Here is an 11,460-nt window from a genome sequence, read left to right as displayed (position 1 = left end):
CGCCGCGCTCTTCTCCGTCCTCTGGGGCGAGGTGCGCGAGCTGACCGAGACCTATCTGGCCCTGCGCCGGGGGCTGGCCGACGCCGGTCACGCCGACGCCGCCTATGCCCCGCTCGCCGCGCTGGTGCGCACCGACGCGAGCGGCGAGCTGAGCCAGGGCGACAGCATCATGAACGTCGACATCCTCGAGCGGCTGGGTCGTGACGACGCCGACCGCATCGAGATCGTCCCGCGTCGCGGCGAGACCCTGCTTCCGGCGGTCGCTCTGCCGCGCTCGCTGCTCGCGGCACTGACCACGGAGCTGCGCTTCGTCCTCGCCGAGACGCCGCGCACCGGCCTCCTGGAGCGGGTCGACCTGCTCGACTTCCCCGGCTATCGCGGGCGTCTCGCGGTCGCGAATCTGGCCGAGGTGCGCAAGCAGCTCCAGGACGATCAGGTCGACCCGGTCGCCCAACTGGTGCTGCGCGGCAAGGTCGCCTTCCTCTTCGAGCGCTACACGGACGATCAGGAGATGAACCTCTTGGTGCTCTGCGCCCCCTCGCACAAACAGAGCGATGTCAAAGACCTGGGGCCGGTTCTGGAGACCTGGGTCCATGCAACGCAGGGTGCGGATCCAGCCACCCGTGCGCGCCGCGATCCGGGCCTGATCTGGGCCTTCACCATGTTCGACTTCCGTCTCAACCCGGTTCCGAGCGAGACCGAGGACCTGATGCGCAAGGGCTGGGAAGGCATGATGAAGCTCGCCCTCCTGGAGCGCTTCGGCGCCTACGACTGGCTGCGCGAATGGTCGCCCGGCAAGCCCTTCGACAACCTCTTTCTCGTGCGCAAGCCGCGCATGGCCACCGCCGTCATCGAAACGGACGAGACCGGCGAGCTCGCCATCCTGCCCGGCCAACGGTCCCGTCTCGACCTCTTGCGGCGCACCTTTTGCGAGGATCCGACCGTTCAGAAGCATCTCGCGGATCCTCAAGCCGCCTGGGACGCAATGCTCAGCTTCAACGACGGCGGCATTTCTCGTCTCGCCGACTATCTCGGCCGGGTCGCCGCGCCCGAGGGCAAGCTCGCCCGGATCGGCGAGCAGCTCGACGCGGGGATCGAGGAGCTCGTCCGGCATCGCTTCGGACCCTATTTTCGCGCCGAGGGTGCGGCCGAGGTCGACAACAAACGCCGACTCGCCGATCGGGTGCTCGGTGCGCTGCGTCAGCGACCCAATCGCTTCGCCGCCTTGCTCGGCGCGCTGCAGCCCCCCAAGGAGGGGCTGCGCGCACTCTATCTGCGCACCGACGCAGGCGCCGGCCAACCGGCGGCGACAACCACTGCAGGCGCGCCGGATGCGGTCCGCACCCCGGCGCCCGGCGGCGACGGCGGTTTGATCGATCTGGATGCCCTGCTCGGCGGGGCCTCGTCCGGCTACCACTCGGGCACGGACCGCTCGGCCACCAAGGGCGGCGCCGATACGCCAATCCCCGCCGCGACCAACGAGAACGCGGCACGCTTCGTCCGTGCGGTGCTCAGCTACTGGGTCGGTCACCTCAAGGCACTGCCCGAGGATCCGCACTGGCTGCGCCACATGGGCCTGGACAAGGGCGCGCTCGAAGACCTGATCGGCGAGCTGATCACCGGCGCCGACCGCTCGGGCCTCGATCAAGCCCTGATCGGGCTGATCGACAGCGCCGAGTCCCAAACCGCCGCGATGCGCTCTCAGCTCGCCGAGCGTCAGGTCTTCGTGACCGCGACGCGCATCAATCGCTTCATCGATTACCTCGGCAGCGACGACTTGCCGCCCGACGACCGCCCGCGCTCGCTGGTGGGCCAACAGCGCCCGGTCTTTGCTCCGCCCCCGCCGATCCCGCCCCGCGGCATGCCCGTACTGCCCGAGACCCCGGTGAACTTCCCCGCGCTCTACATCGTCGACTGGTTCGAGGCGTTCCGAGCGCTCGCCATCGCCAACGCCGGCCACGCCGCCGGGCGCGACATCTCGCCCGAGCAGAATGCCCGGCTCGGCCAGATCCTCGCCTTGGTTGCCGGTAACAGCCCAGTCGGGGCTGTGGGGGCGACTTAAGGTGATTTCCGGAAAAGGATCTACCGGCAGAGCCGCAACCAGGAAGAATCGTCGAAGGCGTTGCTCGTTGTCGTTGTCGTAATCGGATTTCGGACGAACCCGGCAACGGCAACGGCAACGGCAACGAAAAATTCTGCGACGGTTTGCCCAAGACTGGCGGTATCAGGGACTCGATGCTTTCCAGGCACTCGCTGTCCTTCGTGACCACACACTCCCGTCAACGTATTCAAACTCCTAAAGACCACAGGTAGACCCCGATGGCCCTGAAGATCGATCTCCACCCGGCCGGTCCGGGTTCCGCCCGGCTGCTGATCGGAGGCGCACGGCCGAGCCCCGAGACGGTCTCGCTCGCGCTGCAACGTAACGACGGGCGCTACCTTGGACTCGATCGCCAGTGGCAGGTCACACCGCACTGGCACCCGATCTTCACCGCCGAGCCCCTATCCGACGGTCTCAGGCTCACCCTGGGCGCCGACTTGGTCGACAGCATCGTCGGCGTCGGCGGCGCGCCGCTGCGCGTGGTCGCCAGGCTCGACGGCGTCGAAGATGCCGGGACCCTGCGGATCCGCGGTGAGTTGATCGGATCCGGCGCCGCTGCGCCGCGCTCGGCGTCCAAGGATCCATTGGAAGAGACCATCAGCGTCCGGAGACCCGGAGCCGAGTCCGCGCGCGATGCCGAGCCTGAATCCGAGGCCGACGACTTCTCGCTCGACCTCGAGGGCCATGCCGATCCCCGACCAACCCCGCGCCCCGCCGCACGCTGGCCTTGGTTCGCACTCGCCGCCGTCCTGCTCCTGGCCGGCGGCGGTGTCGGTGCTTGGTGGCTTGGATGGTTCGGTCAGACACCGCCGTCGGATTCGGATGTCGCTCAGGTCGTCGAGCCGACCCCGGAACCCCCGCCCGTCCTAGATGACGTGCCGGGATCCACGCGATCGGGCGAGACGACACCCCCTCCGGAACCCGATCCAACCCTTACCGGCATCGCCCTGGCGAGCCGTTTCCTCGCGGACGGCCCGGCCCCCGCGGCCATCTTCGAGCGTGCCGAGCAACTCGAACAAAGCGGCGATTGCCCCGCCGCCTATGCACTCTACAGCGAAGCCGCCAACGCTGACCCCACCTTCGCGGCCCGCCTCGCGCGCCGCTACGACCCGCTCACCCATCGCCCCGGCACCTGCATCGCCGTGCCTGACATCCCCTACGCGATCGTCTACTACAGCGACGCTGCCGAAGCCGGCGACAGCGAGGTTCAGCGCCGCCTCGGCCAGCTCATGGCCGACCACGAACCCTCCGGGCCGACGCACGAGGCGGGGCTTGGTTGGCTGCGGAAGGCGGCGGCTGCGGGTGACGAGGAGGCCCGGCGATGGCTTGAAGCCCAAGGTGACGGCTGATTGTCGCCTCACTCCCGAATACGATCGCGAACAGGTTTAATCACGCGTTGTGAATGTTCCAGAGTGAGGGTTTTTGAAGCGACCGGGTCTGGCTCACTGTGCCGGCCCGGCCAGGTGTTCCACCTGCTTCCATGCGTAGCTCCAAGCAATGCGTTCTTGCTCGAGCCGGAGTCGATCACCCCATCGATTCAGCAGTAGTCCCTGGAAGACGGCCTGTTCCTGATCGGTGAGCCGGTCCAGCGGTCCGGTCGCCTGGTTTTCTTCGTGATGCCATAGGGGCCGGTGCCGGAGCAAGGTGTCGCTGTCCATCAACAGGGAGCGGACGTCGTCCAGATGGTGGCGCAGGCGGTTGAGGATGGCGAAGCCATGGGTGTCGAGATCACCCCAGTAATGGCAGGGTCGCGCGCGCAGCCAGGGGATCGCGGCAAAGGCCTCCACGGCGTAGCCGCGGGCCATGAAGCAGACGCTGCCGGCCAGGTCGGCCATGGCGAGGCCGGTTTGCAGGTTCTCGACGATGAAGACGCGTTCCGGTTGCAGGGGCAGTGCGGCGATCTCGCTGATCGGCGCACTGATGTCCGACAGGCCTGCGACCCCGACACACAGCGCCGGATCGAGGATCCGCAGACGCAGCAGATCGGGCTCCCGGCGCAGGCCGGCGAGTGTGTGCAGATCGCCGTCGCGCCGGTACAGTTGACGCAGCAGATCGAGCACCCGAGCTCGATTGGCGGCGATCCATTTGCTGTCGACGCCGGGGATCGGCAGTTGCCGGATGTAGAGATGCGAATCGGGGTGATCTCCGAGCCAGTGCAGCACCCCAAGCAGACGCTCGAAGTCCGCTTCGGCGGTGTTTGCCAGCCAGTCGAAGTGTCGCCCGAGGGACAAGTCCGCTCGTGGCGGTTTGACCTGCAGGTCGGACTCGCTCACAAACCCGGCCACGTCGCTGATCGGCGCGGTAGGGTGGACAAGCGCCCTAGGGTGAACAAGCGAAGTGCAGTGCACCAGCGCCGGCACAGGACTCGGTTGACTGCGCTCTCCCGCGTCCACCCAACCGGCCGGTGCTCTGGGCAAGGCGCGCAAGCGCATCGCCCGCAGCCGGGCCAGGTGCCACGCCGGTTGCGCGCCGACCCAGCCGGCGACGGCCTCCGGGTCCGGCAGCAGGAGGCGCTCCGGCAGCCGCTGTCGGCCCAGCCCGGGCCACTGGCGCTCCGTCCAGATGACCTCGCCGGGACGCTGGATGTGCTGCCATTGCGCGATCCATGCGCGCACGCCGGCGATATCGCGGGTGGTTTCACGTTCGGTCGGTACGCCGAGCAACAATTGCAGCGGCCAGCTGCCGCCTCCATCCAGCCAGCTGCCGCGGCCGTTGCGCCAGCGCCGCGTCAGTTGCGCGGCGACCGCGGCCGGGTCAATCCGTCGCGAAGGGGGCATCGTGGCTGCCATCGTGCCGGGCGTCGTTCAGGTCAGTCTCCTGCTGACCGATCCGCTCGGGCAGCGCGAGGCGGCGGCGCTCCCGGTCATAAGTGATCTGCAGCGTGGTCGAGCGTTTGCGGTCCTCGATGGCGACGAAGCAGGCGCCGCCGATGAAGGGCTCCAGGGTCATCACCGACTTGAGCGGCGTGGCGACGATCATCTGGAATCCGAAGCGCTCGAAGATGCGCATGGCCAGCTCGGTGAACTCGTTGTCGGCCTTGCCGAAGGCCTCGTCGAGGATGACCGGTGCATATTGGGGCAAGCCGCCGTCGCGTCCGCCGAGCTGGTAGCGCAGCGCCGCGGCCAGGCAGGTGGTGGCGAGCTTCTCGCGCTGGCCGCCGGACTTGCCGGCACCGGAGCGATAGACCTCGACCTCGTTGCCGTCGGTGTCCAGCTCGCGGCCGATGAACTCCACGTGAAGGCGCACGTCGAGCACTTGCTGCCGCCAACGCTTGTCGTCCGGATCCTCGCCGGACAGGCGTTTGACGATCCCCGACAGCACCGCAAACCGCACCTCGGCGTCGGCGGCGTCCAGCGCGACGCTGTAGGCATGCTCGAGCACCTCGCGCACCTGCTCGCGGAACAGCAGCACGTCCGGCAGCTGGCGTTCCGTGACCTCGATCTGCAGGTGCGTGCCGGTGTTGAACTCGGCTTCGGACAGACCCTCGTTGACCAGCGCCATGCGCTCGCGGATCTGTTTGCGCGCCTCGTCGACGTGGCGGTTCAGGGCGGCCAGGTTCTCGGTACTCTGCTCCTTGAGCAGCGTGGAGAAGCGCTCTTCGAAGCGCGGCAGGCCGTCTTGCTCGATGCGGGTCAGCAGCATGAGGTATTCGGCCGCGGAGGCCAGGGTCTCGTCGAGGTCTACCGCCTCCATCGGCCAGCCGCGTTTGAAGGCGCCGAATCGGCGCTCGATCAGGGTTCTGAGCTCGGTGCGTTCTTCGATCTGCGCGTCGCGTTCCAGGCGCAGCTCGCGCTCGACCTGACGGCCGCGCGCGTCGAGATTGGTCAGCGTCAGCGGCGCCCGAGCCGCGACCGAGGGACCGACATCGAAGCGGGCGGCCAGCGCGGTTGCCGCTTCCGGCTCCACCCTGTCTTCGGCCAGCTCGCGATCCAGCGCGTTGAGTGCGGCACTGTGCTCGTTGCGCTTGGTCTGAATCTCCCGGCGTCTGCCCAGGGTCTCGCCCAACGCGTCCCGGGCCTGCTTCAGGGCGACTCTGGCCTCGTCGATACGTCGGCCGAGCTCGGCCAGATCGCGATTGCCATCGCGCAGCGTGCGTAATTCCGCTTCAAGTCCGGCGATGAGATCGAGCTGGGTCGCGACATCGATGTCTTCCCAGCGCAGGTTCATCAATTGCCTGCAGGACAGGGCCTGCTGATTGGACTGATTGCGCCGCGCGGTGAGTTGCGCCAGCGTCGCATCGATCTCCGACAGCGACGCCTGCAGCTCGGCGACACGCCCTTGGAACAAGGCCAGCTTGTCGCGGTTGTCGAAGCCGAGCACCCAACGCCCGCGATCGTCGATGCGGTGACGGTCGTCTTTTTCGTGACGGCCGCGGCCGTGCTTGATCTGGCCCTCGCGGGTCACGGCACGCTCGGCGTCCTGAAACGCGCGCAGGTTCTGGGCGCAGCTGTAGTCGAAGCGGCGACTCAGTTCGTCGAACAGCCAATCGCGGTAGGGCGAGTCCTTGATGTCCAGCTTGGCGACCAGGGATTCCGCGCCGACACGCGTCGTGGTGCGGGCTTGGCCGAGGTTCACGCGGTGATAGACCAGGCGTTGGCCCAGATGTGTCTCGTTGACGTAGCGGGAGACCGCCGGGTAGCGCGGTTCCTGCACCAGCAGCGAGGTGGCGAAGTTGTACAACACGCGCTCGATGGCGCCGCTCCATTGCGCCGCCTCGGGCCGGACCTGCACCAGCTCCCCGACGAAGGGCAGCGCCGCCTCCGGGATGCCCAGGCTGTCGGCGATCTGCGCCCGCAACGCCAGCATGCGCGCGGGGATGTTGGAGGGCTGGCGCAGCAGCGCCTGCAACTCCGCCTCGGCCTCGGACAGCTCGGCGGAGACCGACGTGCGCCGATCGCGGACCATGTCGCGCTGCTGTTCCGCGCGTTCTTGCTCCTGCTGCCAGCGCTCCACCACGTCGCGCGCTCTGTCGGTCAGCTCGGCCAGTGCCTCCGGGCGGTCGGGAAGGGCCCAGTCCAGGCCGTCGTGCACGCCCTGGCTCATCGCCCGGCACAGCCGCTCGGCCTGTTCGCGGTTGTCCAGGCGCTTGTCGCGCTCACGGCCGGCCTGCTCGATGTCGCGTTCCAGCGCTTCGATGCGCCCGCCCCCTTGAGCGCGGTGGGCTTCCTCAAGCCGCAGCAGCGCGTCGGACTCCCGATCGACGCGGACTTGCTGCTCGGATTCGTGCCCGGCCAAGCCGGTGTCCTCCGTGACCAGCCGCGCCAGCTCGGCCTCCAAGAGCGCGTGGCGGCGCAGCTTGAGATAGGGGTCGATGGCGTTGAGCTGGCGGTCGAGGCCGATCAGACGGGCCTCGGCCTCTTGGTGTGCGGCGTAGGCATCGCGCGCCGGCACCAGCACCTCGATCTGCTGGCGTGCGGTGACCACGGCGCGGTGCGCCTGATCCAGCTCGACGAACTCCTCCACCAGCCGGTCGGCCACCTCGAAGGTGCGCGGCGGGTCGAGCATGAATTCGCGCAGGAAGGTGTTCAGGTCGCCCAGGTTTTTGGCCGACTGGGTCTTGTGCAGCAGCTTCAGGGCCATGCTGGAGTCGATGCGCAGCAGCAGACGCAGGCGCTCGCCGTAGCGTTCGTACTCGGTGAAGTGGTGCAGGTCCGTCAGGTCCTTCTTCAGGCCGCGCAGGTCGAGGTCCTCGGCAAAGCCGGCGAGCTCGCGTTGGATGCAGAACGGGCGGTCCGCGATCATGTAATGTCGGCGCAGGTCGGTCGTCGCGTTGCTCGTGCCCCGTATCCAGAATACCTGCACCAGGGTCACGACCTTGCCGAAGCCGTCCGCGTACTCGGCGCTCAAAGCCGACCAGGTCGTCTTGGGACGCAGGGTCTGACTCGCGATCTCGCCGGTGTCGGCGCTGGACTGATCGGCCCAGGCGCCGCGCACGTAGGTCACCAAGTTGCGGTCGGCACGGGAGCGCTCGCCCTCGCGTGCGGCGGCGTTGAAGCTGGTCCAGCGCGGCGGGATCAGCAGCGCGGTGAAGGCGTCGAGCAAGGTCGACTTGCCGGAGCCGGAGCGACCGACGAACAGAAAGCCATCCTCCGTGATCGGGATCCGGTGCAGCCCGGCGAAGGTGCCCCAGTTGAACAGGCTGAGCTTGGTGAGCCGAAACTGCTCGGCCCGATCCATGCCCGTGGCGAGCGCGTTGCCGCGCTCGATGTCGTGTGGCCTGTTCATGCGCTGTTCCCCGGTCGTGGATCGTCCGTTTCCGCGCTGGCCAGCGCCGTGTAGAGCCGGGTCAATTGCTCGACCTCTTCGGTGCCGAAGATCAGCTTCAGGCTGGCGGAAACCTCGAACCGGTCCGGGTTGCCGCGCACCGCCGAGAGCAGGCTGTTCTTCTTCGCCTTCTCGATGGCGTTGTTGATGCGCTTGTCGAAACCGGCGCGGTCGGTGTTGTCGGCGGCCTCGTAGAGGCGCATCTGCTCGGCCATCTCGTCGCGATCCACCAGCGCCGGCTGCGCGCGCATGTCGGCCTCCACCAGCACCTGGCGCAGATACAGCAGCAGCACCGAGTCGAGAAAGGTCAGCGGAGAGCGACGCAGCAGGATCGGCGTTTCCAGCTCGCCGGTGTCCGCCTGCCGGGTGAAGGCGATGCCGCGGTCGGCGTCCAGGATCAGCTCCAAAAACAGGTCCGCGAGGCGGGATTCGATCGGCTCCCGGTGCTGCAGCAGGGCCGGCCAGAGTCGCGGATGCCGGCGCTGCTCCAGAGATGGGCCGGACAGTAGCTGCACCAGCGCTCGGCGCGCCATCTCCGGCAGCAGGCCGGTGTCGCCGGGGTAGAGTTCGCCGTCGTTGCAGACGTTTTTCGGATCATCGGCGTCCGGCGCCTGGCGGTCGCGGGCCTCGCCATCATCGGTCGCGCCGAAGGGAGAGGGCGCGGTGAGCGCGTCATACTGTGCCATGCGATCCATCCCCGTTGGTGGCTTGTCTAACGAAATAGATGCGCGGTATCCGCGCCCGGCGCTCGATGCCGTCGAGACCGCGCCAGGTGACGTCGTCGCTGAGCTGATGACCCTCTGCCTCGTCCCGTTGATCGCTCTGTTGATCTCTCTGGTGCTCTGGCCTGCGGGCGACGATGCCGTCGCGCACGCCGAGCGCCAAATAGCCGACCAGGGTGCCGAGCCCCTGCTCGGCCGGAAAGCGCCGCAAGAGGTCGGCGATGGTGATCTGACTGCGGACTTCGAGCAGTTGCGAGATGTGCTCCTCGAGCGTGCGGAAATCGATCTCGGACTGGGACACCAGCTCGGCGATGCCTTCCAGCGCGATCTCCGCGGCCTGCGCCAGCTCGATGCTGCCGTCGACGGCGTCCAGGCTCGGGTCGTGCAGGCGCAACTGCGACAACGAGCGCAGCGAGGCGCTGGTGAGCGTCAGGTCGTGCTCCATCGGTTGTTGCGGTCGGATGCGGCCTTTCAGCGCCAGCGAGCGGCGCTGGGCGGTCTTCACCAGCGTGCTCATGCGCCGCTGCTCGCGGAACTCGCGGCTCTGCACGAACTGCTTCAGGCCGCGGGCAAACTGATACAGCACGTCGTGCACCTCGCCGCCGCGCTCCAGCAGGGTGCCCGTGAGGCCGGTCAGATTGCGCCGCTCGCGCCGTTCCAGGCCGCTCGCGAAGGCGCGCTCCAACACGGTCTCCAGGGCTGCCTCCAGCTCGGCGCTTTGCTGCGGGTCGGTGAGCAGGCGCCAGAAGGCGCGGAAGGTCTTGCCGGCATCGCTGTCGGCGATCAGATCGACATCGGCGAACACGGCGTCGAGCACGTCGCAGCGATTGCCGTCGCTGTCGACGATGCGCTCGCGCAGATCGCGGTTCAGGCCGCGGAAATCGTCGCGTACGCGCCGAAAATCGCCGGCCAGCTCGTCGCTGAGGGCGATGATCTCGCGCACGCGCTCCAGTGCGCGGTCGTTCGCCAGCGGCTCCAGCCGACCGCTGTGCACCGCCTCGATACGGGCGTCGATCCGCTCGCGCTCCCGCAGCAGACGCTGCACGCGGATGTGCGGGTCGGTTTCGGTCTCGTCGGCCAGCTGGATCAACTGCGAGATCACCAGTCCGAGCCGGCTCTCGGTGGCCACCGTGCGCTGCTCCGACAGGCCCTGGGCAAAACGGATCGCCTGCGTCGCGGCGGCGCTGATCTCGTATTCCTCCTCGCCTTCGGACGACAGGCTGCGCTCGAGCCAGCCCGCCGCGAGCCAGTCCGCCAGATAGGCGCTGGCCGCTTGAGGCAGGTCCCAGCCCTCGGCGCGAAAGCGCTCCAAGTCTCGCCCGATACGCTCTACCAGCAGCGATGCAGGCAGCCTGCGCGCCTGCTCAAGCAGATGCGCCTCCAACAGCGCCATGATCGCCGGCGCATTCTCCGCCGACAGCATCCGCCAGGTGGGCTGTTGCCGCATCTGTTTCAGTGCGAGGGCGTGGGTGCTCGGATGCATGATGAGAAAATTGTCTGCCGGTGACCGTGGGAAAGCCACCGTACCCCAACATCGCCAGTTGCGACACCGCGGTCAAGTCCGGGTGACGGGTACGGAAGGAATGCCGAGTATCGGCCATGCGGTGGCTCATTTCGTGAGCCTGCGGCGGGATTTCGATCAGCCCCCTGTCAACGCGCCGGCGGGCGGGAAGTCACGCCGCGTCGGTGCGAAAACGTGCTCCGAGAGTCGTCTGCTTTTTGCACCGTTATCCGCCCCCTACCTTGACGACCTCCCGCACTTTCGGCGGGGCCATCAAGACCGATCGGAAGGAAAGAACCCGCGATGAGCGAATAGGCATCACCGGTGCGTGAAGCTCGTCGATGTCGTCGCCGCCTCGGACAAGATCCAGCCAGGGACGTCGGTCGGGTGATCGCCACGCTCATGGCGACTGCGGCGCGTCTCTCCAGTGGCTGAGTCTTGGTGTTGCGTCGAGAACGCACTCTTGTCGTTATGGCAAATGGCGTATAAAGTGACGCCAACTGGCGATATTGATGGAGCAGATAGTCATGACGAACACGGCGACCGGGATCACGATCCCAAACCATCCCCAAGCAGCCGATCTCTTGAAGGTCTTGCAGACTCCAGCACCCCAGCTGGTCGAGCGGGTGCGCCGTGGCCTGCCCTTCACCGAGCTGGAGGCCCTGCGCGAACCCTTGGGTCTGTCGCTGCAGGAGCTGGCCGCCTATGCCGGCATTCCGAGCCGCACCCTGGTGCGGCGCCGTCAAGCCGGTCGTCTGGACCCGGCCGAGTCGGAGCGTGTGCTGCGTATCGAGCGACTCTTGGCCCTGGCAACCGAGATGCTGCGCGACGTCGCGCGCGCCCGGGACTGGCTCAAGTCACCGAAGACCGCG

Annotated in this window: 7 protein-coding genes; 3 read left to right on the top strand and 4 right to left on the bottom strand. The window is 67.8% G+C overall.

Annotated elements, in window-relative coordinates; translation table 11 throughout:
- A partial coding sequence (locus GPT33_RS13795) for a virulence factor SrfC family protein (protein ID WP_296809881.1) occupies window positions 1-2,062 on the top strand: 2,062 nt, incomplete at its 5' end.
- Between the two features lie 257 nt (window positions 2,063-2,319).
- The gene (locus GPT33_RS13790) at window positions 2,320-3,450 is read left to right on the top strand and encodes a hypothetical protein (protein WP_296809879.1); all 1,131 of its coding nucleotides are present in this window, start codon (window positions 2,320-2,322) and stop codon (window positions 3,448-3,450) included.
- A 93-nt stretch (window positions 3,451-3,543) separates the two neighbouring features.
- Here GPT33_RS13790 and GPT33_RS13785 read toward each other — a convergent pair whose 3' ends face one another.
- From GPT33_RS13785 to GPT33_RS13770, 4 genes are read right to left on the bottom strand one after another with little or no spacing between them, the layout of a single operon-like run.
- Window positions 3,544-4,878 carry a DUF3322 and DUF2220 domain-containing protein gene (locus tag GPT33_RS13785; RefSeq protein ID WP_296809877.1) on the bottom strand — a complete coding sequence of 445 codons (1,335 nt, stop codon included), beginning with the start codon at window positions 4,876-4,878 and terminating at the stop codon, window positions 3,544-3,546.
- Window positions 4,856-8,326, bottom strand: coding sequence for an SbcC/MukB-like Walker B domain-containing protein (locus tag GPT33_RS13780; protein ID WP_296809875.1), 3,471 nt, complete (start codon window positions 8,324-8,326; stop codon window positions 4,856-4,858). Before GPT33_RS13780 ends, GPT33_RS13785 begins: the two co-directional genes overlap by 23 nt.
- Complete coding sequence (locus GPT33_RS13775) at window positions 8,323-9,060, bottom strand: DUF4194 domain-containing protein (RefSeq protein ID WP_296809872.1); 738 nt, start codon at window positions 9,058-9,060, stop codon at window positions 8,323-8,325. The genes GPT33_RS13780 and GPT33_RS13775 overlap by 4 nt, the downstream gene beginning before the upstream one ends.
- Window positions 9,038-10,570 carry a DUF3375 domain-containing protein gene (locus GPT33_RS13770; RefSeq protein WP_296809870.1) on the bottom strand — a complete coding sequence of 511 codons (1,533 nt, stop codon included), beginning with the start codon at window positions 10,568-10,570 and terminating at the stop codon, window positions 9,038-9,040. Before GPT33_RS13770 ends, GPT33_RS13775 begins: the two co-directional genes overlap by 23 nt.
- A gap of 545 nt (window positions 10,571-11,115) precedes the next feature.
- On the opposite strand from GPT33_RS13770, the gene GPT33_RS13765 reads away from it, so the two are divergent.
- Window positions 11,116-11,460 (top strand): antitoxin Xre-like helix-turn-helix domain-containing protein (locus tag GPT33_RS13765; protein ID WP_296809868.1); only part of this gene is annotated, 345 nt, incomplete at its 3' end.

Origin of the sequence: Thiocapsa sp. (assembly GCF_011390875.1) — a bacterium.
In the GTDB taxonomy this organism is placed as follows: domain Bacteria; phylum Pseudomonadota; class Gammaproteobacteria; order Chromatiales; family Chromatiaceae; genus Thiocapsa.
Note: the sequence above shows the minus strand (reverse complement) of the source record. Positions and strands in the feature narration are given on the sequence as shown.

Bases quoted from the DNA above. Each gene is read 5' to 3' on its own strand.
- GPT33_RS13790 (WP_296809879.1), top strand. From the start codon at position 2,320: ATGGCCCTGAAGATCGATCTCCACCCGGCCGGTCCGGGTTCCGCCCGG.
- GPT33_RS13780 (WP_296809875.1), bottom strand. From the start codon at position 8,326: ATGAACAGGCCACACGACATCGAGCGCGGCAACGCGCTCGCCACGGGC.
- GPT33_RS13775 (WP_296809872.1), bottom strand. From the start codon at position 9,060: ATGGATCGCATGGCACAGTATGACGCGCTCACCGCGCCCTCTCCCTTC.
- GPT33_RS13770 (WP_296809870.1), bottom strand. From the start codon at position 10,570: ATGCATCCGAGCACCCACGCCCTCGCACTGAAACAGATGCGGCAACAG.
- GPT33_RS13785 (WP_296809877.1), bottom strand. From the start codon at position 4,878: ATGCCCCCTTCGCGACGGATTGACCCGGCCGCGGTCGCCGCGCAACTG.